This window comes from Rugamonas violacea (assembly GCF_016461825.1).
Lineage (GTDB): Bacteria > Pseudomonadota > Gammaproteobacteria > Burkholderiales > Burkholderiaceae_D > Rugamonas.
The window spans coordinates 173,731-196,513 of record NZ_JAEMNU010000083.1 but is presented as its reverse complement, the minus strand read 5'-3'; the positions used below and the strand labels follow the sequence as shown (position 1 = coordinate 196,513).

At 67.2% G+C, this 22,783-nt stretch carries 22 protein-coding genes; 9 read left to right on the top strand and 13 right to left on the bottom strand.

The window, feature by feature from the left end; all coding sequences use genetic code 11:
- Positions 1 to 129: 129 nt before the first annotated feature.
- Entirely contained in the window at positions 130 to 831 is a 702-nt protein-coding gene (locus tag H7U20_RS16885) for an HAD family hydrolase (RefSeq protein ID WP_199760301.1), read from the bottom strand.
- A gap of 130 nt (positions 832 to 961) precedes the next feature.
- Between H7U20_RS16885 and H7U20_RS16880 the strand changes: the two genes are divergently transcribed.
- Positions 962 to 1,921, top strand: a complete 960-nt coding sequence (locus tag H7U20_RS16880; RefSeq protein WP_199760300.1) for a LysR family transcriptional regulator — start codon at positions 962 to 964, stop codon at positions 1,919 to 1,921.
- A 159-nt stretch (positions 1,922 to 2,080) separates the two neighbouring features.
- On the opposite strand, the gene H7U20_RS16875 is transcribed toward H7U20_RS16880, so the two are convergent.
- Together H7U20_RS16875 and gluQRS are read right to left on the bottom strand one after the other, a co-directional pair.
- Positions 2,081 to 3,607 carry a CYTH and CHAD domain-containing protein gene (locus H7U20_RS16875; protein ID WP_199760299.1) on the bottom strand — a complete coding sequence of 509 codons (1,527 nt, stop codon included), beginning with the start codon at positions 3,605 to 3,607 and terminating at the stop codon, positions 2,081 to 2,083.
- Positions 3,592 to 4,527: a tRNA glutamyl-Q(34) synthetase GluQRS gene (gluQRS, locus tag H7U20_RS16870; protein ID WP_199760298.1), complete on the bottom strand. Its 936-nt coding sequence runs from the start codon at positions 4,525 to 4,527 to the stop codon at positions 3,592 to 3,594. Before gluQRS ends, H7U20_RS16875 begins: the two co-directional genes overlap by 16 nt.
- Before the next feature lie 92 nt (positions 4,528 to 4,619).
- Between gluQRS and H7U20_RS30340 the strand changes: the two genes are divergently transcribed.
- Together H7U20_RS30340 and H7U20_RS16860 are read left to right on the top strand one after the other, a co-directional pair.
- On the top strand, positions 4,620 to 5,558 hold the full coding sequence (locus tag H7U20_RS30340) for a nucleoside recognition family protein (RefSeq protein WP_233410818.1): 939 nt from the start codon (positions 4,620 to 4,622) through the stop codon (positions 5,556 to 5,558).
- A gap of 217 nt (positions 5,559 to 5,775) precedes the next feature.
- The gene (locus H7U20_RS16860) at positions 5,776 to 7,407 is read left to right on the top strand and encodes a M28 family peptidase (protein ID WP_199760297.1); all 1,632 of its coding nucleotides are present in this window, start codon (positions 5,776 to 5,778) and stop codon (positions 7,405 to 7,407) included.
- 69 nt (positions 7,408 to 7,476) lie between these two features.
- On the opposite strand, the gene H7U20_RS16855 is transcribed toward H7U20_RS16860, so the two are convergent.
- The 8 genes from H7U20_RS16855 to H7U20_RS16820 form a co-directional block, all read right to left on the bottom strand.
- A complete protein-coding gene (locus H7U20_RS16855) occupies positions 7,477 to 8,196 on the bottom strand; it encodes an NYN domain-containing protein (protein WP_370593166.1) in 720 nt (239 codons plus the stop codon).
- A 165-nt stretch (positions 8,197 to 8,361) separates the two neighbouring features.
- Positions 8,362 to 9,033, bottom strand: a complete 672-nt coding sequence (locus H7U20_RS16850) for an SRPBCC family protein (RefSeq protein WP_199760295.1) — start codon at positions 9,031 to 9,033, stop codon at positions 8,362 to 8,364.
- 4 nt (positions 9,034 to 9,037) lie between these two features.
- Positions 9,038 to 9,730 carry a hypothetical protein gene (locus tag H7U20_RS16845; protein WP_199760294.1) on the bottom strand — a complete coding sequence of 231 codons (693 nt, stop codon included), beginning with the start codon at positions 9,728 to 9,730 and terminating at the stop codon, positions 9,038 to 9,040.
- A 49-nt stretch (positions 9,731 to 9,779) separates the two neighbouring features.
- Positions 9,780 to 10,835, bottom strand: a complete 1,056-nt coding sequence (locus tag H7U20_RS16840; RefSeq protein WP_199760293.1) for an AraC family transcriptional regulator — start codon at positions 10,833 to 10,835, stop codon at positions 9,780 to 9,782.
- A 178-nt stretch (positions 10,836 to 11,013) separates the two neighbouring features.
- Positions 11,014 to 11,565, bottom strand: a complete 552-nt coding sequence (locus tag H7U20_RS16835) for a DUF2059 domain-containing protein (protein ID WP_199760292.1) — start codon at positions 11,563 to 11,565, stop codon at positions 11,014 to 11,016.
- Positions 11,566 to 11,621: 56 nt separating this feature from the next.
- Complete coding sequence (locus H7U20_RS16830; RefSeq protein WP_199760291.1) at positions 11,622 to 13,292, bottom strand: OmpP1/FadL family transporter; 1,671 nt, start codon at positions 13,290 to 13,292, stop codon at positions 11,622 to 11,624.
- The gene (locus H7U20_RS16825) at positions 13,293 to 14,348 is read right to left on the bottom strand and encodes a transporter (RefSeq protein ID WP_233410817.1); all 1,056 of its coding nucleotides are present in this window, start codon (positions 14,346 to 14,348) and stop codon (positions 13,293 to 13,295) included.
- An 82-nt stretch (positions 14,349 to 14,430) separates the two neighbouring features.
- Positions 14,431 to 15,144 carry a C39 family peptidase gene (locus H7U20_RS16820; RefSeq protein WP_233410816.1) on the bottom strand — a complete coding sequence of 238 codons (714 nt, stop codon included), beginning with the start codon at positions 15,142 to 15,144 and terminating at the stop codon, positions 14,431 to 14,433.
- 668 nt (positions 15,145 to 15,812) lie between these two features.
- Between H7U20_RS16820 and H7U20_RS16815 the strand changes: the two genes are divergently transcribed.
- The 5 genes from H7U20_RS16815 (at position 15,813) to H7U20_RS16795 (ending at position 19,392) form a co-directional block, all read left to right on the top strand.
- Positions 15,813 to 16,325 (top strand): DUF6160 family protein, encoded by a 513-nt coding sequence (locus H7U20_RS16815; protein WP_199760288.1) that lies wholly within the window; start codon positions 15,813 to 15,815, stop codon positions 16,323 to 16,325.
- Positions 16,326 to 16,478: 153 nt separating this feature from the next.
- Positions 16,479 to 16,991: a DUF6160 family protein gene (locus H7U20_RS16810; RefSeq protein WP_199760287.1), complete on the top strand. Its 513-nt coding sequence runs from the start codon at positions 16,479 to 16,481 to the stop codon at positions 16,989 to 16,991.
- A 136-nt stretch (positions 16,992 to 17,127) separates the two neighbouring features.
- Positions 17,128 to 17,988 carry a hypothetical protein gene (locus H7U20_RS16805; RefSeq protein ID WP_233410815.1) on the top strand — a complete coding sequence of 287 codons (861 nt, stop codon included), beginning with the start codon at positions 17,128 to 17,130 and terminating at the stop codon, positions 17,986 to 17,988.
- Between the two features lie 2 nt (positions 17,989 to 17,990).
- Positions 17,991 to 18,902 carry a hypothetical protein gene (locus H7U20_RS16800; protein WP_233410814.1) on the top strand — a complete coding sequence of 304 codons (912 nt, stop codon included), beginning with the start codon at positions 17,991 to 17,993 and terminating at the stop codon, positions 18,900 to 18,902.
- Position 18,903: 1 nt separating this feature from the next.
- A complete protein-coding gene (locus H7U20_RS16795; protein ID WP_233410813.1) occupies positions 18,904 to 19,392 on the top strand; it encodes a hypothetical protein in 489 nt (162 codons plus the stop codon).
- 10 nt (positions 19,393 to 19,402) lie between these two features.
- Here the strand turns inward: H7U20_RS16795 and H7U20_RS16790 are convergent, their stop codons facing one another.
- The gene (locus H7U20_RS16790) at positions 19,403 to 20,560 is read right to left on the bottom strand and encodes an MFS transporter (protein ID WP_199760397.1); all 1,158 of its coding nucleotides are present in this window, start codon (positions 20,558 to 20,560) and stop codon (positions 19,403 to 19,405) included.
- A 235-nt stretch (positions 20,561 to 20,795) separates the two neighbouring features.
- On the bottom strand, positions 20,796 to 21,785 hold the full coding sequence (locus tag H7U20_RS16785; RefSeq protein WP_199760286.1) for an LLM class flavin-dependent oxidoreductase: 990 nt from the start codon (positions 21,783 to 21,785) through the stop codon (positions 20,796 to 20,798).
- A 169-nt stretch (positions 21,786 to 21,954) separates the two neighbouring features.
- Here H7U20_RS16785 and H7U20_RS16780 point away from each other — a divergent pair, with 169 nt between their 5' ends.
- The gene (locus H7U20_RS16780) at positions 21,955 to 22,752 is read left to right on the top strand and encodes a substrate-binding periplasmic protein (protein ID WP_199760285.1); all 798 of its coding nucleotides are present in this window, start codon (positions 21,955 to 21,957) and stop codon (positions 22,750 to 22,752) included.
- Positions 22,753 to 22,783: the final 31 nt, after the last annotated feature.

The following is a 22,783-nucleotide window of genomic DNA, read 5'->3' as shown; positions in this document are numbered from 1 at the left end:
ATGGTGCTGTAAGGCCGCTTCAAAACGTCCTTAGCGTCGTTGCGGCTCCTTGCCGTGCCAACGCACTGTCTGCGTCGCCGCGCCTGGCCACGGCCATTTTGAAGCGGCCTTACATATGGATATGGCAGCTTAGGCGGCCAGTTCCTGCTCCTCTTGCGGATTGGCCGTGAACGGGCTGGTGCGCAGTTCGCGCAGCGCGTCGAAGGTGATGAACTGCTGCGGCCGCAGGACCTCGGCGCCGTAGGGCGCCACCGACACCGTCCACAGGCCGGCCGCTTCGGCGGCGCGCAGGCTGGGCTTGGCGGCGTCGATGGCGATGCTGGCCGCCGGCTGCAGGCCCATCGCGTTGAGGGCGCGGGCGTGCGGGCCGATGCCGGCCGGGCCGTCGAAGTTGACGCCGCCGGCCACCACGGCGAACAGGCTGTTGACGTCGTCGCCGAAGCATTGCTGCAACAACTGCGCGCTCACCGGCGCCGGCAGGTCCGACAGCACGGCCAGCTTGCAGCCGGCGGCGCGGGCGTCCTCGATCAGCGCCAGCGCGGCCGGCGACGGCTTCAGCGCCTGCCGCGCCACGGCCTGCTGGAAGTGGGCGTGCTTGGCGGCGAACAGCTCGGCGACGCGGGCCTTGTCGCGCGCCAGCGGTTCGCAGACCAGCGCGGCGCCGACGGCGCGGGCGTAGCCGTGCGTCGCGGCGGCGGCGCGCAGGGCCGGCAGGGTCCAGCGCAGCGACAGGCCGGCTTGGGCGAAGGCGGTGTTGCAGGCCGCCAGGTGCAGCGCTTCGGTGTCGAACAGTACGCCGTCGAGGCCGAGGAAGATTACGTCGATGCTCATGGAATGCTCCCGCTAAAAAGGTGGGGAAATCGAAGGACAGCAGTCAAAACAGCAGTGAATGTGCCTAATATAGTTGTAGAATAACTAAAAGAAAAATTAAAGATATTCGATAATTGATAAGGAAAGCCTTATGCATCACGCCAGTTTCCGCCAGCTCCAGTCGCTGGTGCTGATCGCCCGCCATGAAAGCGTGTCGCGCGCGGCCGACGCGATGCACGTCACGCAGCCGGCCGTTTCGTTGCAATTGCGCACACTCGAAGAGATCGCCGGCATCGCGCTGACGCGCAAGGTCGGCCGCAACATCCAGCTGACCGCCGCCGGCGAGGTGATGGTCGATTTCTCCGAGCGCATCCTGCGGTTGTGGGAGCAGGCGGCCGACGAGCTGGCCGCGCTGCAGGGCGTCACCAGCGGCACCTTGCGCATCGGCGCGGTCACCACCGCCGAGCACTTGCTGCCGCCGCTGTTGGTGCCGTTCACCTTGGAGCGGCCCGACGTGCGCCTCAAGTTGCAGGTGGGCAACCGCGCCGAGATCGTCAACATGCTGGCGCGCCACGAGATCGACCTGGCCATCATGGGCACGCCGCCGCGCGAGCTGCGCACCAACGCGGCCCGCTTCGCGCGCCACCCGATGGCCTTCGTCGCCAGTCCGGCGCACCCGCTGATGAAGAAGCGCAAGGTGAGCTTGCAGGATGTGATGGCGTGCAACCTGCTGGTGCGCGAGCGCGGTTCGGGCACGCGCACGGCGATCGAGCGGCTGTTCCGCGACGCCGGGCATCCGCTCAACATCGGTTCCGAGGTGTCGAGCAACGAGGCGATCAAGCGCATGGTGTCGGCCGGATTGGGGCTGGGCTTCCTGTCGGTGCACGCCTGCGCGCTGGAGTTCGAGACGGGCCTGCTGGCGATCCTGCCGATGCAGGAGAATCCGGTCGAGGCGGACTGGCACGTGATGCACCTGACCGACCAGCCGATCCCCAAGGTGGCGGCGGCCTTCCAGGACTATGTGATCGACAACGGCCAGGACCTGGTGCGGCGCGAGCTGGAGGGCTTCTACAAAAAGATCGGCCGCAAGGCGCGGGCGTCGGCGCCATAGGGGCGGCTTTACCAAGCCGTTACTCGGCGTCGGCGGACCGCTGTGCCGGCGCAGTTCATGCTCCGCGCGCGGTTTGGCTCGGCATGGGTTCCCGCTTTCGCGGGAACGACGGTTGGCGGTTTTTCGGCGTGCGTTTGGGCGCCGGCCGACCCAGCTGTCTCAGCCGGCTGGGCGGGGCGGCGGCAGCATCTTGAAGGCCTGCCAGGCCTTGGCCAGGCCGTCGGTCTCGTGGCCCTGCTGCGCCAACAGGTAGCCGCGCACGAAGGCGATCGACTCGGCGCTGCCGCTGTGTTCCTGCTGCAGCTGGGCCAGCAGGCGACCGGCCACGCTGAGGTCGTTGTGGCGGCCCAGCTCGTCCTGCATCGCGCTCAGCGCGCCGATCTGCCGGCGCACGCCGCCGGCGCGGTACAGGGTCTGGAAGAACTCCAGCGCGTAGCGCGCCTTCTTGCCGGCGATGCGCAGACGGTGCAGATTGGCGGCGTCGCCGCCGTCGATGGCCTTGGCGCGTGCGAGCAGGCGTTCGTGGTTGCGCTTGATGGTGTCGCGGGCGAATTTTTTCAGCGGCCGGGCCAGCGCGGCGCCGTCTTGTCCGGCTTGCGCCGGCAACTCCAGCAGCCAGCTGCACAAGCGCAGCAGCAACCGGGTGTAACGCGGCGACAGCAGCGCCTGCGCGGCGTCGTGACGGGCCTGCCTGGCCTGGCGCAGCACCGGCTGCTGGATCGCCAGCAGGTGGCGCAACGCGGCCGGCGTGTCGGCCAGCCTTTGCAGCGTGCCGGCCGCCAGCACCTCCCAGTCGCGCGCGCCGCCGAGCGCGCCGCCCAGCCAGCCGATTTCCTCCACCAGCCCGGCCGGGCAGGGCGCGGCGCCGTCGAACAACTTCAGCGCCGAGCGCAGCCGGCGCACGCCGACGCGCATCTGGTGCAGGCTCTCCGGGTTGTCGCTGTGGATGACGCCGTCCTCGTTGTCCTGGATCTGTTGCAGGCAACTGTCGATCACCGCCTGCATGCCCTGCAGCACACTGGCGCCGGCCGGCAGCGCCGGCGGGCGCGCCTTGCGCACCGTGGTGCCGGACTGGCTGCACAGCGCATAGCCGCGCTCGGCCTTGCTGATGTTGCTCAGGCGCAGGGGGATGTCCTCCAGCAAGGCCAGGGCGAAGGCGTACAGGCCCTGCGCACTGCCCGACTTCAATTCCAATTCGATCTCGTTGACGGGGCTGGCGTGCTCCTGGTGTTCGACGCTGCCGTGGTCGAGCACCAGTTCGATGGCGTCGTCGCCCAGGCGCACGTCCCATTTGTCGCGCTCGACGCGGACGGTGAATTTGGTCTCCAGCCGCTTGGCCAGGTCGCCGTCGAGCAGGGCGCGCCAGTCGGTGTCGGCGCCCATCATTTTTTTCAGCTTGCCCAGCTCGGGCCAGGCGCGCTTCACCGGGCCTTCCCATTCGTTGCGCTGGTGCAGGCCGCCGTGCACGCTGCCGCCCGCCTTCATGGTTTGTATCCAGCTGCCGTCGACCTGGCGCACGCGCAGGCCGGCCTGCTGGCGGCGCAGGGCGAAGTCGGAGGTGTCGAAATAGCGCGCCAGCAGGTTCTGGTGGCTGCTCTGGCCGTCGCTGTGGGCGGCGATCAGCGGATGTTGGCGCAGCCGTTCGTTGTCGTTGGCGTCGAGCAGCAGTTTCAGTTCGATTTCCATTGCGGTGCCTTTCCCCTTGTGCCGGCCAGTACCTGAGCCCAGGCCGGCACGGCGACGCGCCAGAATTGTTCGACGCTGCCGGCGGCCAGCTCCATGCCGAGCAGGCGCGCGGCCGGCAGCAGCGCGCTGTTCAACAGTTGCTCGACCGGGGCGCCGTTGTCGAAGGCCTGCGCGCCCGTTTGTTTGGACAGCTTCTCGCCCGCTTGGTTGCTGACCACCGGCACGTGCAAATAGGTCGGCTGCGGTAGATCAAGCAAGTGTTGCAGATACAGCTGGCGCGGCGTCGAGTCGATCAGGTCGGCGCCACGGACGATGTCGGTGACGCCTTGGACGCCATCGTCGACCACCACGGCCAACTGGTAGGCCCAGAAACCGTCGGCGCGCTTGACGACGAAGTCGCCGACCTCGTCGCACAAGTCCTGGCCGAGCGGACCTTGCCAGCGGTCGTCGAAGCCTAGCACGCGCAGCGGCTCGGCGCCGCACGGCACGCGCAGGCGCAGCGCGCGCGCGACCCTGCCGGGCGCCAGGCCGTGGCGGCAGGTGCCGGGGTAGATTTGCGACTGGGCCTGCCGGCCCGTCAGGCTCAGCTGGGAGTCGGCGATCTCCTTGCGCGAGCAGGCGCAGGGGTAGACCAGGGCGCCGAGTTGCTCCAGCGCGGACTGGTACAGGCCGCCGCGCCGGCTTTGCCAAGCGACCTCGCCGTCCCAGCGCATGCCGCAGCGTTGCAGCGAGGCGAGGATGTGCTGGTCGGCGCCGGCCACGTTGCGGTCGCCGTCGACGTCCTCGATGCGCACCAGCCAGCGGCCGTCGTGCAGGCGGGCGTCCAGATAGCTGGCCATGGCCGCCACCAGCGAGCCGAGGTGCAGCGGGCCGGTGGGCGAGGGGGCGAAGCGCCCGATGTATTGTGCTTGTTCACTCATGGCGCAATTTTAGCGTGCGCGGCGCTGCGCCGCTGCGCAACCGCGGGGTTTTTTGGCGATGCCCTTCAGCGCCGCAGAGGTTAAGATAGGCCATGGAACTTCTGACCGAGATCATTCTGCGCGCCGGCCGCTCCGCCGTCGAGCTGGCCTTCTTCATCCTGCTGCCGGTGATGGTGGTGATGTTGTCGTTGATGCGCCTGCTCGAAGCCAAGGGCATCCTCGACTGGCTGGTGGCGCGCCTGGCGCCGCTGCTGTTGCCGCTGGGCCTGACCGGGCTGTCGATCTTCGCCATGTTGCAGATCAGCTTCGTCAGCTTCGCCGCGCCCATCGCCACCCTGGCCATGATGGACCAGCGCGGCGTCTCCGACCGCCACCTGGCCGCCACCCTGGCGATGGTGTTGGCGACGGCGCAGGCGAATATCTCGATCCCGATGACGGCGCTGGGCCTGCACTTCGGCTTCACCTTGCTGTTCTCGCTGGCCGGCGGCCTGGCCGCCGCCGCCTCCACTTATTATTTGTTCGGCCGGCGCCTCAACGCTGCCGAGTTGAGCCAGGACCAGTCGCTGCCGCACCCGGTGGCCGAGGATGCCAAGGGCGTGCTCGACGTCATCAACCGCGCCGGCGCCGAATCCTTCCGCATCGCCGTGGCGGCGCTGCCGATGCTGATCTTGTCGCTGGTGGCGGTGACCTTGCTGCGCTCGGTCGGCGCCATCGACATGCTGACCCGCGCCCTGGCCGCGCCGATGGCCATGCTGCGCCTCGACGCCGCGCTGGTGCTGCCGGCGGTCACCAAGTTCCTCGGCGGCGCCACCGCCTGGATGGGTGTGATGGACGAGATGATCAAGCACGGCACGGCCGACGCCGCCATGCTCAACCGCAGCGCCGGCTTCCTGCTCAACCCCTTCGACCTGCCCGGCGTGGCGATCCTGATCTCGGCCGGCCGCCGCGTCGCCGGCGTGTGGCGCCAGGCCGCGCTGGGCGCCTGCGTCGGCATCGCCCTGCGCAGCCTGGCCCACCTGCTGCTGGCCTGAGGCCGCAGCCCCAGCCCCAGCCGCAGCCGTAGCCGTAGCCGTAGCCGTAGCCGGGGTCGGGGTCGGGCCGGTGGTGCTGCCGGCGCCGGCCGACACGGCGCGCCGAATGCTGCACTGCGCAAGAGGTCGCGCTTCGGCGCCGCGCGCGGCTGACATACAATGTGCGGCGCGGCAAATGCACAGACCGCACCCAAACCCCATTCGCGATTAGGATCCCATGCAAAAAATGTCCCCATCCTTCGTAGCCTCCGCCCTGGCCATCAGCCTGGCGCTGGCTTTCCCCGCCCACGCCCAGCAAGGCAAAACCGCGCCGGTGGTGCAGGAAGCGCCGTTGCGCGCCCATCTGGCCTTCCTCTCGAACGACGTGCTGGAAGGTCGTGGCACCGGCCAGCGCGGCGGCGACCTGACCGTTGCCTACCTGGAATCGCAGGCGGCGGCCCTGGGCCTGAAGCCGGCCAACGGCAACAGTTTCCGCCAGTCGGTGAAGATCGCCGGCGTCAAGTCGACCCCGGCCGAGAGCACCCTGCACCTGGAAGCGGGCGGCCAGACGCTGCCGCTGAGCTTCGGCCAGGACTGGGTCTGGGCGCCGGGCGACGCCAAGCCGGTGCACAGTTTCGACAACGGCATGGTCTTCGTCGGCTACGGCATCAGCGCGCCGGAAGAGGGTTGGGACGACTTCAAGGGTGTCGATGTGAGCGGCAAGGTGGTGGTCATGATGGTCAACGATCCGCAGCCGACCGCCGAGCAGCCGAACCGCTTCAACGGCAAGGGCTTGACCTACTACGGCCGCTGGACCTACAAATTCGAGGAAGCCAAGCGGCGTGGCGCCGCCGGCGTGTTGCTGATCCACACCGACGCCACCGCCTCCTACGGCTGGAGCGTGGTGCAGAACAGCTGGGCCGGTCCGGAACGCTTCCAGCTGGCCGAGGGCGCCGTTGGCAGCGGCCTGCATGGCTGGATGACCGACGCCACCGCGCGCAGCCTGTTCAAGGCCGCCGGCCAGGACCTGGACGCGCTGCGCGCCGGCGCCGAACGCAAGGACTTCAAACCGGTGGTGCTGGCCGCCAAGGTCAGCGGCGAGATGAAGGCCGCCGTGCGCCTGCTGGAGCAGTTCAACGTGGCCGGCATCGTGCCCGGCAGCGATCCGAAATTGAAGGACGAAGTGGTGATCTACAGCGCGCACTGGGACCACCTGGGCAAGCAAGGCACGGGCGCCGACACCATCTTCAACGGTGCCGTCGACAACGCCTCCGGCAGCGCCGCGCTGTTGGCCATGGCCAAGGAGGCGGTGCACTCGCCGGCCCGCCGCAGCCAGATGTTCCTGTGGGTCGCCGCCGAAGAGCAGGGCCTGCTGGGCAGCGCCGCCTACGCCACGGCGCCGTTGTGGCCGATGGCCAAGACGGCCGCCAACCTGAACCTGGACAGCTTGAACTTCGTCGGCGTGACGCGCGACATCGGCACGCAGGGCAGCGAGCGCACCGAGCTGGGCAAGATGGCCGAAGCCACCGCCAAGCAGATGGGCATGCGCATTTCCGAAGCCGAGCCCGATCTGGCCGGCGGCTACTTCCGCAGCGACCACTTCAACTTCGCCAAGGGCGGCGTGCCGGCCTTCTCGATCGAGGCGGGCCACGACTACGTGAAGAATCCGGCCGCCGCCAAGAAGTTGGTCGACGCCTATTCCGCGCGCTACCACCAAGTGAGCGACGAGTACGATGCCAGCTGGGATTTGTCGGGCATGACGCAGCAGGCGCAGTTCACACTGAACCTGGGCCGCCGTGTCGCCGACGCGCCGGCGATGCCGACCTGGAAGGCGGGCGACGCCTTCGGCAAAGTGCGCGCCGCCAAGTAAGCTTTGCAATGAAAACGGCCGCCTCGCGGCGGCCGTGCAGGCGAACATCATAATGAACCGTGCCGTCGACTACCAATGCGCCGGTTTCCGAATTGGTTTTTTCTTGGTCGGCACGAGGCTCGGAAGTTGCGCCTGAAGCAGTTGATCATCGCTCAGATTATTCATAGTCCAGTGTGCGAGACGTGCAAGCGAACCACTAAGACGGCGATGTATTGTTGCCCCATGAACAGGAGGGCGAATAGGGGCAACGACACCAATCATAATACTGCCAAAGTCCTCGCGTATCGCCTCAAGCACAGGCTCGGCATCGCTATCGTTCGATACCAAAATAACGCGGTCGTAGAGCCGTTTGTTGGCATCCCGATACATCCGGATAGCGAGATTGACGTCGGTTTTCTTTTCTTCCAATTTCCAAACTCTAACCCGGTTGCTCCGGTCATGCGGCTGTCCCTCGACGAAGGCAGCTATCAATGAGCCATTCTTATCGTACGAATGATTGCCGTAGACCATTTCAACGCGGTCGCCATACAAAGTCTTCAAGGCACGATGGTAGGCCGATTGAGCTTCAACGGAAGCGACACCATGTGTCGCGAAGGTAGCTAACGCGGGTGCCGTGAAGAAAATTACTTTTTCTAGCACCTCGTTCTGATCGCGCTGAACAAGCAAGGACTCGAAGAACTGAACAACATCGAACCACTTGAATTTTGTACCCCGCAACCGCCCATAGTACAAGTTGTAGCCATCAATGTAGACTGCTGTCCTCCTGACGGCTGCTCGGCTCGTTGGCACAGATTCACTCCCTGTAGATGTGAAAAAGCCGCCCAATAGAGCGGCTTCTCCGTCTCAAGCAAGAGCCAACTGAATGACGCCGCGAGAGATGAGTGGTACTTGTATACTAAAGCGTACTGACCGTGTTGTCAATTTCTGCAAGCTAACAGTGCAGCCTGCCACCGCTTACATCTTCTTCGCCTGTCCGCGCAGCGCTTCGAGCGTGCGCGGCAGGCTCTTCTTGCTCATCATGTCGACGATCCAGCCCAGGCCGTAGGGCACCGGCCCCGGGTCGGCGTAGACCACGTACTCGACCACCGACTTGGCCGGATTGAGCGGCAGCGGACTGAACATCCAGTAGCCGGTGGTGTCGGCGATGGTGTCCTCTATCTTCAGCTCGCCCGGCACCAGCTTCCAGTTCAACTGGCAAGTGGCGCCGCGTTGCTTGGCGTCGAGCTGCAAACGGTAGCGTTTGATTTTTCCCAACGGCAGTTCCAGCGTCATGTCGACCAGCACATTGTGCTCGTTGGCGGCGACCACCTGCGCGCTTTTGGTGTTGGGCATGTAGGCGGCGTAGGCCGGGTAGTCCTGCACGATGGCGCACAGCTTGGGCACCGGGGCGTCGATGATGGTGGCGGCGGCGAAGGACTTGCCGGGCAGGGCCGGCCGGTTCAGCTCGATCACCTCGATCTGCTCCTCCGACAGGCGCTCGTGGGCGATGTAGGGCGGTGGCGCGGCGTTCTGCGCGCCGGCGCGGCCGCCGCACAGCGCGATGGCCAGCAGCAGCGGCCATAGCGACGGCGGCCGGGACGGGCTCGGCGGCGCACGCAGGGCGAGACGCGAGAGTGGGCGGTTCATGGCGTCAGTGGTGGAAGGCGACGGTGATGACGGTGCCGCTCAGGTCGATGCCCTTGATGGCGATGCTGCCGAAGCTGGGGCCGTCGGTGCCCTTGATGCGGATGTTCTGGAAGTTCATCTCGCCGATCGAGGTGGGCAGGCTCAGGGTCAGCGAGCCGTCCTTGTTGATGGTGGCGGCCGCCTTGCTCGGATCGTAGACGACGTTCTTCATGCTCACGTCCGATTCGAGGAAACCCAGCACCGGGTTGACGATCTTGGCGATGTCGCCGACCGCCGCCACGCCGTTGTGCTTGATCTGCTCCTTGACGTGGGCCACCAGATCCTCGCTCATGCCCTGGGCGGCGGTGTCGCTCATCTCGTCCTCGGTCAGCGCTTGCAAGCCGGACTGCTGCTTGGTCAGCAGCACCGGCGTGGTGATGGTCAGCGCCGGCAGCGCCTCGACGGCATAGGCTTCCAGCGGCGCCAGCAGGGAGGTGGCGATGGCCGCCGCCAGGCGCAGGTTGCGCTGGGTGTGCAGGATGTCGTTGACGTGCTCGTGGGTGATGATGTCCCACTCGGCGAAAATGTCGCCCAGCCGTTGGCCGGTCTTGCGCTGGTGTTCGATGGCGGCGTCGAGCTGCTCCTGCGAAATCAGCTTCTTCCTGACGAGCAGCTGGCCGAACATCGATTTGTGGTGATTATGTGACAGCCATCCCATGGCGGACTCCGGTTGTGGTGGTTGGGCTACAAAGTGTTCGGGCGTGTGTTCAGGCGATCAGCTTGTGGCGCAGGCCATCGGGCGATGCGGCGGGCGCCGGTGCTGCAGTCGTTGCCGGCGGCGCTGGCGGCGTGGCCGTCAACAACGGTGGCGGACCGGGCTGGTGCGCCATCTGCACGATGTCCGACGGCGCCATGCCGAACCAGCGCTTGCAGGCGCGGTAGAAGGCGCTCGGCTCGGAGAAGCCGAGCTGGAAGCTGAGCATCTTCAGCGACAGTTCGCCGCTGCGCAGCGCCTGGCGCGCCAGTTCGCGGCGGGTGTCGTCGACCAGGCTGGTGAAGCTGGTGCCTTCCTCGGCCAAGCGGCGCTGCAGGGTGCGCTCGCTCATCATCAGGTTGGCCGCCACCTCGTCGCGGTGCGGCGGTCCCTTCGGCAGCAGGCTGGCCAGCATCGACTGCACCTTGGTGGTGAAGCAGGGCGGCGCGGCGCGCGCCAGGCTGGCCAGCGCGCGGCGGCCGTCGCCGTTTTCCAGCGGCTGGTTGGGCAGCGCCATGACCAGCTCGGTGTCGGAGAACTCCATCACGTTGTGCGGCATGTTGAACTTGACCGGGCAGCCGAAGGTTTCGCTGTAGACCTGGGCGTTGGCCGGTTGTGGAAAGGCGTACTCGACCACCACCGGGGTGGCGTCGTCGCGCCCGGCGGCGCAGCGCAGGGTGCGCAGCAGCACGCACCAGACGAAGTCGTAACGTTGTTGCGGCACCACACGCTGGCGTCCCGGCAGCAGCATGCCGACCCGGGTGTGGCCGTGGCAGCGCTCGATGGTGCTCTGCACGGTGGGCGAGTCGAGCATGATCTGGCCCATCACGCCGAGCCAGCCGAGCCGGTGCGGCGTGGAAATCTTCAGGCCGAGCAGGGGATCGCCGGATTTTTCCACCAGCAATTCCCACAGGTGGCTGAGCTTGTCGGACAGGGTCAGCGCGTCGCAGGCCAGGCCGTCGCCCTCGTCGAGGCCGGCTTCGGCGAACAGCGCCTCGGCCTCGACGCCGGACAGGGCCAGCCGCGACTTGACGCCGCGCACCAGGTGCAGTGCCGATGAATAACTCATGTCGCGTCCTCCGCGGTGGGGCGGAAGGGGCGCGCCGAAGATGGTTCAGTGAAGTGCGTAGACAAGGTGGACCTCCTGTATGTCACCACTGCGGTTGGACTAAACGCGGGCCGCGGACTGCGCCGCGGCTGTGCTGCTGTGTTGCGCTGTTGCTGCATTGCGGTGGGGCGGTGTGGCATCAAGGCGTGACGGCGGCGCGCAGGCGCAGGCCGATGCGCTCCTTCAGGCCTTGCAGCTTGGGGTCGATGACGCCGCGGGTATCCTTGGCGACGCTTTCGCCGAGCAGCTTTTGCATCTCCGGCACCATCGACTCGAACTTCTTCTTCACCGGCGATTCGAGGATCACGATCAGCTGGCGCAGCTCGTCCTCGGAGAAGCGCTCGGCCAGCAACGGCGCCACCGTCGAGGGGATCAGCTTGTCGGCGCTGCCGACGGTGATCGGGCTGGCCTCCTCCATGAATTTTTTCGCCTCGGCGACAACGTCGCTCATGGCGGCGTCGCGCTTGTCGGCGGCGGCGCGGCCCTGCAGCATGGCGCGGGCCTGTTGCACGGCGTCGGCCACCGGCGCCTGCAGCATGGTCTGGCCGATGGCGTCGATGCGCCACAGTTGCAGGATCTTGTTGACCAGCTCCTGCTTGGCCGGCGGCACCGGCGCGGCGGCGCCGGCCAGGCCGGCGGCGCAGAAGGCGAGGATGAGGACGGCGGTCTTGGCTTGGTTTGCTGCGGACATTGCTTACACTCCTATAAAAATCCGGCCGGGCGGCGTGCCCGGCCATGCTGCCAGGGTCAAAAGCGGTGGGTGAAGTTGACGCCCATATAGCGCACGCGGATGTCGCCGGAGACATCCTGGCCGGCATACGGGTTGTAGATCACGTTCAAAAAAGTGTTGCAGTTCAGGTTGCAGTCGGTGTTGGCCGGCACGTTGAACTTGCCGACCATGTAGGAGCCGCTGATGCTGATGTCGCTGTGCGGGCTCAGCTTGTAGTTCAGGCCCAGGCCGTAGAGCTTGGTGTCGGGCAGCGGCGCGATCAGGTCGATCTTGTTGGCCGGGATGGAGCTCTTGCGCGGCTCGTAACCCATGCGCAGGGTCAGCTTTTCGGTCGGGAACAATTGCAGGCCGAAGGCGAAGTTGACCACGCTCTTGTAGCCGCGCGGAATGGTCAGCTTGCTCGAATTGGGGATGCCGTACAGCCGCGCCACCTCGAGCAGCTTGACGCTCTGGTCGAACTGGAAGCTCAGCTCCTTCCACTCGCCCCACTTGGCGTAGCTGGCGTCGACGTTGAGCTGGACGTATTTGATCGGCTTCAGCTTGACGCCCACCTGCAGGTGCGAGGGGAAGGGGATGGTGGCGCTCAAGTTGCCCTTCTGCTGGGCCGGGATCGACGAGGGGAAGCCCAGCACGGCGCCGGCGATCGGGCCGAGCAGGCTGGCGTTCAGGCCCTGGACGAAGTTGCGCAGCATCGGCTCGGTGTCGAACACATAGGTGCCGCTGTAGCTGGTCTTCGAACCGCCCTGGTAGACCGCGCCCAGCGCGAACCAGGGCCTGGGCTCCCACAGCACGCCGAGGTTGATGGTCGGGTCGAACGGCGCCGTCATCTCCAGGCGCATGTGGGCGGCCTTCTTGAACGGGCTGACCATGCCGTCCTTGCCGCCGCCGCAGACGCCGAAGCCGAAGGTGTCGATGATGTTGCCGCCGTCCTCGGGGCACCAGCCCTGCTGCAGCTTGCCGAACACGCCCAGCAGCTCGTTGGGGAAGCGCATATTGGTGTCGACCACGAAGGCCGAGTGGGCGATCGGCACCGAGACGCCGAAGCGCAAGGTGTCGGAGTACTTGTAGCCGACCGACGGCGCCACGTACACCAGGCGCTGCAGTTGCACCTGGCGGCCGCCGAACTGGGCCGGGTCGTTGATGTCGGTGGTGCGGTCCAGGCTCATCGCCTGCGACATATAGCTTTGCGTGGCGAAGGTGAACGGCGAGCCGGCCTTGTTCCAGGACATGCCGATGCCGGGGATGATGACGCCGGGCAGGCGCCAGCCGGGCTTGCCGTAAGCCGGCACGTACATGCCCTGGCGCACCGGGCCGCCGCTCTGGCCGCTGGTCGGGTCGTTGGTCCAGCCGCCGACGTCGAAGCCGGGCGGCGCGTGGAAGCTCGACGCCGAGCGGATCGAGGCGCCGAAGGCGTGGAAGCTTTCGCTGTCGCCGGTCAGGCGGGCCAGGCCGGCCGGGTTGAAGTGGATCGAGTCGATGCCGGGCGGATCGGCGGTGACGGCGTTGCCCAGCGCCATGGCGGTGACGCTGGTGGTCAGGTTTTCGGTCAGCGCGGCGCGCGCCGGCGCCGGCGCCGCGCACACGGCGGCGGCGGCGGCCGCCACGGCGAGCAGGCGCAGCGGCGCCACGCTGGCCGGCGCGCTGGCGCGGTCGCCGGCGCGGCCGGCGGCGGTGGGGCGCGCGCGCATTTAGAAGGCCAGCGGCAGATTCAGGCCCACCGTCAGATTGGGCGAATCGGCGGTCAGGCCGATGCCGACCGACAGGTTGACGGTGGTCTTGGGCGAGACGCGGTAGCCCAGGCCCAGGTTGAGGATGCCCGAGGTCTGCATCGCCGTCTTGACCTTCAGGCCGTCGGCGAAGCTCAGCTTGGAGCCGGCCGAGATCGCTTCCTGGAAGGAGATCGTCGTCGAAATGCCGTACGACAGCGCGTAGGCGAAGCCGAGGCCGAAGCCGACCGAGGCGCCGGGCTGGACCCGGGTCAGCACGCGCGTGCCGTTGACCTGCCACAGGTTCTTGGCCGGCAGGCTGGCGGTGACGTTGATCGAGCCGAACAGGGCGACCGGGTCGACGATGCGGTTGACGTTCAGCCCGCCGGTGAAGGAGGTGACGCCGGCGCCGGTGGCCTGGCCGCTGCCGGCGACGATCTTGAACGGGCTGCGGCCGCTGGGCAGGCGCATGCTGCCGGTGACGGTCATGTTGGGCGTGTCGCGGTGCGCCTCGAAGGGCTGCCAGCGCGCGCCCAGGCCGATGTCGCCCAGCGAGTTGGACAGGCCGCTGTTGCCGCGCGACTCGGAGTATTTCGAGATCAGGGGCAGGGTGACGTTGCCGGTCAGATTGTCGAGCAGGCCGTAGTCGGCCGACAGGGTGTTGGTGATGGTGTGGGCGCTGGTGTTCTCGATGTCGAACAGGGTGATGCCGCCGCCGGCCAGGTCGGTGACGATCTTCTCCTGGCCGATGTAGCTGTAGCTCAGGTCGTAGCTGACCTGCAACTGGCTGCGGCGGATCAGCGAGTATTGCTTGTCGACGGCGGTCAGGGTCTGTTTCAGCAGGGCGCTCTGGTCGCCCTCGCCCTCCTTCTTGGCCAGGGCGTCGCGGGCGGCGGCGGCGTCGGCCGGCTTGGCGGTGTTGCCGTCTTGTGTCGACGCGGCCGGGGCGCCGGCCGGCGCGGTTTGCGCCAGCGCCGGCGCGGCCAGCAGGGCGGCCGCGAGGGTGGCCGCGAGCGTGGCCGCGAGGGGGGGCGTCAATGCGAATGCAGCTTTCACAGCGGCGGGCAGAGTGCGAAGAGTCATGCGGGATCCTTGTGGAGAAAAGTGAACGCTGCAAAAATTATTGACGGTGCATCCAGGTGCCGGTGGTGCCGGAGTTGACGGCCCGCTCCAGCAGGTGGCTGGCGTGGTTGAGGGCGTCGAGCCGGCCCTGGTTGCTGACGCGGTCCATGTCGACCACGCCCAGTTCGCGGTCCGACAGGGCCAGCCGGGCCACCGCGCTCTGGCCCTTGGCCGGCGAGATGATGAACAGGGTGTTCTTGTCCCACAGGCCGGCGAATTCGGACAGCGAGAAGACGATGTTGCCGGCCGACGGGTCGGCGATGTAGACGACGCCGTCGCGGATGCCGCGCAGCACCACGAAGTGCTTGGCGCCGGCATAGTCGATCGGCACGATGGCCGGCTGGTCCAGGGTCAGCAGATCCTTGATGTCGGCCTTGAAGCCGGCGCCGGTCACGCCCAGCGAGGCGACGTAGCGCTTCATGTCGAGCAGCGAGAAGCCGCGCCGCTCGATGATCTTTTCCTTCTCGCCCTTTTCCAGCATGCCCTCCATGGCCTGCTGCTCGTTGACCTTCAGGCCCAGGTGGTAGGTCAGGATGGTCACCAGCGCGGCCGAGCCGCAGCTGTAGTCGAAGGCCTGGCGCACGATGTGGCGGTACTTCAATTCGGAGAACGGTTCCAGCGCCACGCTCTGGGTGTACTGGCCGCCGCCCAGCATGGCTTGCGGCATCTCGAACTGCCCTTTCGGACGGTCCAGCGGTTCGTGTCGGGACATGACACCGGCGCCGCCAATGATGGCGGCGACTACGCCCAGCAGGAGCATCAGCATGGGATCAGGCGGCGCGGCCGGTGGCGCCGCACGACGGCCGCGGGACGGCGAGGAGGGGGCGGGACGGCGCGCGGCGCGCGCCCGCCCCGGACGCGTGGCGCCCGAATACTGTGATCATCTTGTCTCCATTTTTTATATGAATAGAACGGTCGTGCTTTATTAGGCCGACAACACTTCTTATTTTTTTGTTATTTATTAACGCATGCTTTGCTTCGGCCCGGCATCTGTTTTTTTAGAAAGGAAGCTCTAAGAAAACCTTTAGAAAACCTTCAAAACTTATGCTAACGCAAGCAACAGCGGCGCAACACCGCGCTCACTCTGTGTGGCTCCCAAGGCCAAGTGCTTGGCTTTGCAAGTCAGTGCGAAAGGCTAGACCGGGGTGGAGAGCGGCCCCTATGATTAATTTAATTAATATCCAAATATTAAGATTTTCACGGCAGGCCGGCCCGGCGCGACGCAGTCCCAGGATTGCCGATACCGGCGGCAATTCCAGGGGGGAATCCCTGGCGGCAGGGCCCCGATCGGGGGCCAGGGCGGGGCGGCCGTGACATAAGAGCAAGACGGTAATTCGCAAATCAACCTTCGCACTCATACAACTATTCTTGGAGATAAACATGCAAATCATCAAAACCGCAGTCGCCGCAGCCCTGGCAACCCTGGCCCTGTCCGCCTCGGCCATGACGCCGATCCAGGACGCCGAACTGAGCACCGTCAGCGGCCAGGACGGCGTGTCGATCGCGGCGAATCTGAACATCAAGATCGATTCCTTCGTCTACACCGATACCGATGTGGTCGACGCCAACGGCCTGGGTGGTGGTTCGGTCAGCTTCAACGGCATCAAAATCAACGGCCTGATCGCCGCCAGCATCGACATCCTGTCGCGCAACTCCTTCCTGCAAGCCGCCGGCGCCGCCGGTGTGACCAATCCGGGCACCTTCTACAACGCGGCATCGGGCGGCGACGTGGTGCAGATCGCCATCCCGGCCGACGTGCAAGTGGCCGCCGGCAAGCTGCTGAACGTCTCGGTCGATTCGATCAAGATGGGCAACAGCACCGCCTCCTACGGTTCGATGGCGATGAACCAGATCGATCTGCGCGGCACCCAAGTCTGGATCTGGGCGCACTAATCGGCTAAGGCTGCGCTGGCTTCCCAGGCCTGATGGTTGGCCGCGAAAGTCAGCGCAGCACGCTGGACCGGCAGCGAAGCGGACCCTACACTGGCTCCGCAGTCTTGAAAAAAACACCATAACAATTAACCAAAACCAAATTCTGGAGACACCATGCAAATCATCAAAACCGCAGTCGCAGCAGCCTTGGCAACCCTGGCCCTGTCCGCCTCGGCCATGACCCCGATCCAGGACGCCGAGCTGAGCACCGTCAGCGGCCAGGACGGCGTGTCGATCGCGGCCAACCTGAACATCAAGATCGATTCCTTCGTCTACACCGATACCGACGCGGTCGACGCCAACGGCCTGGGTGGTGGTTCGGTCAGCTTCAACGGCATCAAAATCAACGGCCTGATCGCCGCCAGCATCGACATCCTGTCGCGCAACTCCTTCCTGCAAGCCGCCGGCGCCGCCGGTGTGACCAATCCGGGCACCTTCTACAACGCGGCATCGGGCGGCGACGTGGTGCAGATCGCCATCCCGGCCGACGTGCAAGTGGCCGCCGGCAAACTGCTGAACGTCTCGGTCGATTCGATCAAGATGGGCCACAGCACCGCTTCCTACGGTTCGATGGCGATGAACCAGATCGATCTGCGCGGCACCCAAGTCTGGATCTGGGCGCACTAATCGTCTGAAGGTCCGGGCTGGACGGCCGCGCCCGCGGCCGCTCCCGCCTGGACCGATAAGCCGCCGGCGATGCCGGCGGCCTGTCATCCCTCCGTGCGGGCGCAGAACGCTCGCCCACTGCGCGATCGAAACGACCATGACAATCACCCCATTCCCGCCGGGCCGGTTTGCCGTCCCGCGCACCCCGCGCCTGTCGCCGCGGCGTTTGCCGCGCGCGCTGCACGCGCTGCCCTTGTTGATGGCGGCCCTGGCGATGCCGTCGAGCTGGGCGCAACTCCAGCCGCTGAACGACGAGGAGATGTCCAACTCGCGCGGCCAGGGCCTGTTGGCGATGAACAACAGCAGCCTGGGCGGCTTCGACTTCACCCGCGTCGCGCTCGATGCCGACATCTCGCTGAGCGCCAACTTCCGCAACATGCGCCTGGGCGAGTACAACTACGCCGCGCGCAACGGCGGCGGCGCCGACATCGACATGCCCTATCTGCAGTTCGGCCGCAGCGACGCCGGCGAGGCGCAGCGCCTGGTCCACATCAGCAACCCGTACTTTGAATTCGTCTATCGCAGCGCGGCCGACAACGCGACGCGCGAAGTGATCGGCATGCGCTTCGGCTTCGACGCCATCAGCGGCGACATCGGCCTCAAATTGAACACCCTGTCCGGCTCGCTGCAGGTCGGCGCCACGGCGGCCGACGGCAGCGCCTTGCTGCTCGATTCGCGCAGCGACACGCTGGGCGGCGGCAAGCGCTGGGACGGCGCTTGCACCGCGCCCTGTCTGCCGCTGGCGCAACTGGGCGGCGTGCGGGCCGGCGATGCCAGCGGACCGAGCCGCGACTTCTGGATTTCCGCGTTGAAAACCGGCGTGCAGTTCCAGGCGCCGTCCGGCACCACCACCATGCCCGACATGGCGCAGGCCGGCATTTGGTTGAACTGGCGCGACAAGTTGCAGGCCATCAGCACCAACGGCCTGGTGCCGCCCAACCTGCCGAAGGTGCGCTGAGCATGCGCGCGCCAGGCACTGCGCCACGCACTTCTCTAGTACCGCGCCGCGCCGCGCTGCTGGTCGCGTTCGGCCTGCTTGTCGGCGTCGGCGCCGGCGTGGCGGCGCCGGCGGCGCTGGCGATGGAGGCGCTGAGCGACGGCGCCCTGTCGAACGTGCGCGGGCGCGACGGCGTCAGCTTCGACCTGAACGGCTTCGCCATGAGCGGCGACGCCCGCGTCACCTACACCACGGCGCTCGGCGCCAGCGTCTACGTCGACAATTTCGCCGCCGCGCGCAGCGACAATCCGCTGCCGTTTTCCGACCCTTACCGGCTCGACATCGTCGCCGGCGCGGCCGGCCTGGCCGACGTCGTCAAGCTGGCCTTTCCGCTCAACAGCAATGGCGAGCAGCGCTGGCAGTTCGCCTACGACTGGGGCGTCAACGCCGATGGCATCGCGCGCGGCAACGGCAGCGTGGTGATGAGCGATGTGGTGATGTATGGCGGCGGGCTGCAGTTTTCCACGCCGCAGGTCAATGACGGTGTCGCCTTCGGCGCCGCGCTGCGGCTCGACGTCGGCCAACTGGCCTTGCGGCCGCGCGGCCGCGACAACAGCGGCGAGCAGATGGCCCTTAGCGGCATCCACCTGGGCGGCGTCGACGCCAACGGCAACTTCAACCAGACGCCGTGGGCCATCGCCGACGTGGCGGCGCAGCCGGCGGTGATCAACGCGCTGACCGACGAGACCGGCCCGCGCCTGCACATCGGCATCGATTGGCCGGACGCGCGCTACGGCAGCGGCGCGGCGCCGGCCGGCGGCCTGGTGATCGACAACATCTCCTTCAGCAGCCCGGGCCAGCCGACGGTGGATCTGGGTTCCTCGCGCATCGGTTCGATGCAAATCCAGTATCTCGACATCAAGTTCAGGCGCTGAGATGGGCGGCGCCACTTTCCTTCGCACGGCGCTGGCCGCCATGCTGCTGTTGGGCAGCTTGGGCGCGCGGGCGGCCGGGCAGCCGCTGCGTCCGCTGGACGACGCGGAGTTGTCGCAGGTCAGCGGCGGCGACGGCATCAGCTTCGCCGCCCACGTCGTGCTGAACGATCCGACCCTGGTCGGCGCCGTCAGCGACAGCCGGCTCTCGCTCGGCTTCAACGGCGACGGCCAGACGCGCTATGTGGTCATCAAGAATGTGCGCGGCGTGGTCGACATGTTCGCCGTCAGCCTGGGCGTCAAGCAGCGCGGCGACGGTGGCGGCGACTACATCCAGATCGGTCTGCCCGGCTATGTGCACTACACCAATTTCGGCTTCGAATCGCTCAGCGTGCAGACCGATCCGAACGCCGCCGTCAGCGGCAACCTGGGCAGCCTGAACATCAACGGCACCGTGTCCTTGCAGGGCCAGGTGCGGCTGTGGTCGCACTGAGCGCGGTCGTCTATTTGCGTTTGCCGATGAACTCGCTGGCATAGCCCAGCAGCGCCGCCGTGGGGAAGGCCAGTCCGCTCCACAACACGCCGCGCCAGCCGTGCTGGGCGAACATCCAGCCGCCCAGCGAGGAGCCGAGCGCGCCGCCGGCGAAGAAGATGGCGATGTACAGCCCGTTCAAGCGGCTGCGCACCTCGGCGCCGAGCGAGAAGATGGCGCGCTGGCCCAGCACCAGGTTGGCCGACACGCCCATGTCCAGCAGAATCGAGGTCAACACCAGCAGGCCGAGGTCGGCCACACGTCCCCATTGCAGCAACAGCGGCAGCACGAAGGCCAGCGCGCCGATCGCCAGCGCGACGGCGGTGGTGGCGCGGGTGTGGCCGCGATCGGCCAGGCGGCCGGCGATCGGCGAGGCGATCGCGCCGGCCACGCCGACCAGGGCGAAGATGGCGATGCCGGTCTGGCTCTGCCGGAAGTAGGGGCCGGCCAAGACCAGCGGCACGGTGGTCCAGAACAGGCTGAAGGCGCCGAACATGCAGGCCTGGTAGAGGGCGCGGCGGCGCAGCACCGGGGTGGCGCGCAGCAGATGCCACATCGAGGCGAGCAGGGCGGGATAGCGCAAGGTCGAGTCGGGTTGGCGCAGCGGCAGCTTGCGGCGCAGCACGAAGGCCAGCGCCGCCGTGCCCAGCGCCGACAGCACGAAGATGCTGTGCCAGCCGAAGGCGTCGGCCACCAGGCTGGCGACGGGGCGGGCCAGCATGATGCCGAGCAGCAGCCCGCTCATCACCTTGCCGACCGTCTGGCCGCGCGTGTGCGGCAGCGACAGGTGGGCGGCGAAGGGCACCAGCACCTGGGCGGCGACGGAGCCCAGGCCGATGCACAGCGCGGCGGCGAGGAACAGCGGCGCGCTGCTGGTGCAGGCGGCGGCCAGCAGGGCCACGGCCGAGGTCAGCAGGGCGGTGAAGATCAGTCGGCGGTTTTCCAGCAGGTCGCCGAGTGGCACGATGAACAGCAGGCCGAGGCAGTAGCCGATTTGCGTCAGCGTGACGATCAGGCCGGCGGCGCCCGGCGTCAGGCCGGTGGCGCGGCTGATCGGGCCGACCAGGGTTTGCGCGTAGTACAGGTTGGCGACGATCAGGCCGCTGGCGATGGCCAGCAACCAGACCATGCCGGGGGCGATGTCGGCCGGCGCCGGCGCCGGCGCCGGCGCCGAAGTAGTGTGGGAATCTTGCGGCTGCGGGTGGGGCGCGCGTTGGGTGTGCGGCTGGGTCAAGGCGTGCTCCTGAGTTCGGTAGCAGGCTATTTTAACCGGCCCGGCAAATCGCTGCCGTGCGGCCCCGATGTTGCCGCTGTCGCCATCCTTGCGGTCCTTGCCGCTGCGGCGGCGCGCTCAGGCCAACTGTTTAGGCCAACTGTTGGTGCAGTTCGGCCGTGATCTCGTACGAGCGCAGGCGCTGGGCGTGGTCGAAGATCTGCGAGGTGATCATCAGCTCGTCGGCGCCGGTGCGGGCGATGAAGGCTTGCAGCTGTTCGGCGACGCGGGCCGGCGCGCCGATGGCCGAGCAGGACAGCACGGCGTCGAGCATGGCGCGTTCCGGCGGCGCCAATTGGTCGAGGTAGCCGGCGCGCGGCGGCGGCAGTTGGCCGGGGCGGCCGCTGCGCAGGTTGACGAAGGCTTGCTGCATCGAACTGGCGCGGAAGTGCGCGTCGGCGTCGTTGTCGGCGGCGAACACGTTGAAGCCGAGCATCACATACGGCTTGTCGAGCTGGGCCGAGGGCTGGAAGTTGTTGCGGTATAGCTCCAGCGCCTGCAGCATCATCTGCGGCGCGAAGTGCGAGGCGAAGGCGAACGGCAGGCCGAGGTGGGCCGCCAACTGGGCGCCGAAGGTGCTCGATCCCAGGATCCACAGCGGCACCTTGGCGCCCCGCCCGGGCACCGCCAGCACGCGCTGGCGCGGGTTGTCGGACAGGTAGTCTTGCAGTTCCTGAACGTCCTGCGGGAAGGCGTCGGCGTCGCTGTCGAGGTTGCGGCGCAGGGCGCGCGCGGTCAGTTGGTCGGAGCCGGGGGCGCGGCCCAGCCCCAGGTCGACGCGGCCGGGGAACAGCGCTTCCAGCGTGCCGAACTGTTCGGCGACCACCAGCGGCGAGTGGTTGGGCAGCATGATGCCGCCGGCGCCGACCCGGATGGTCGAGGTGCCGCCGGCGACGTGGGCGATGACCACGGCGGTGGCGGCGCTGGCGATGCCGGGCATGCCGTGGTGTTCGGCCAGCCAGTAGCGCTGGTAGCCCCAGCGTTCGGCGTGCTGCGCCAGGTCGAGGGTGTTGCGGAGCGATGCGGAAGCGTTGCTGCCTTCGGCGATCGGCGACAGGTCGAGGATGGAGAATGGGATCATGGCCCACATATCGGGCCGTTGCGGCCGCTTTCAATGAAGGCCCTGGTCAAGATGTGGGTATCGGTTTGCCAGTGAGTCGAGCGCACCGGGCGGCGCTGCGCTTATAATTGGTGCATGCGGCGCCGACGTGGCACCGCTTGGGATGGATGGAAGCCGGGCCAGGACGCATATGCACACCGATCACTATCACCGCGCGCCGCCCGGCCGCCGCCGCAGGGGCGCCTTGGCGCTGTTGCTGGCCTGCGCCGCCGGCTGGCCGCTGGCAGTATCGGCCGCCGCCGCCGCCGCCGCTGTCCATCGCACACAGGCGGGCGAGCTGGTGGTGCTGGTCGACACCGGCACGGAAATGCCGATGGCGCAATTCCATGGCGGGCAGTTGTCCGGCGGCATACACATGGAACTGGGCCGCGCGCTGGCGCAGAAAATGGGCAAGACGCCGCGCTTTCTCGCCTTGCCGCGCAAGCGCATCGCGCTGGCGCTCAACGACGGCCAGGCCGACCTGTTGTGCATGTATGTGCCGGCCTGGCTGCCGGGACAATTTCTCTGGAGCGAGCCCTTCTTCCCGATGAGCGAGGTGCTGGTGACCCAGGTATCGGCAGCACGTCCACACGCCTTGGCCGAGCTGGCCGGCCAGCCCATCGCCACCGTGCTCGGCTACACCTATCCGATATTGGAGCAGGCGTTGGGCGGCGCCTTCGTGCGCGACGACGGCCCTTCGAACGAAAGCAATTTTCGCAAGATGGCGGTGGGACGCATGCACCATGTGCTCACCCAGCAAAGCTCGCTGGACTATCATCAGAAAGTCGGCAGCCGGCTGCAGGTGCACCCGCCGTTGCTGGTCAAGCACTATCTGGGGCAGTGTGCGGTGTCGCCGCGCGGCCAGGCCAGCCTGGCCGAGGTCAACGCCGCGATCGCCCAGCTGCTCAGGGATGGCGCGGTGCAGCACATCATGGCCAACTACCGCTGAGTACGTCAAAAGAAGGGCTGTGCTATCCTCG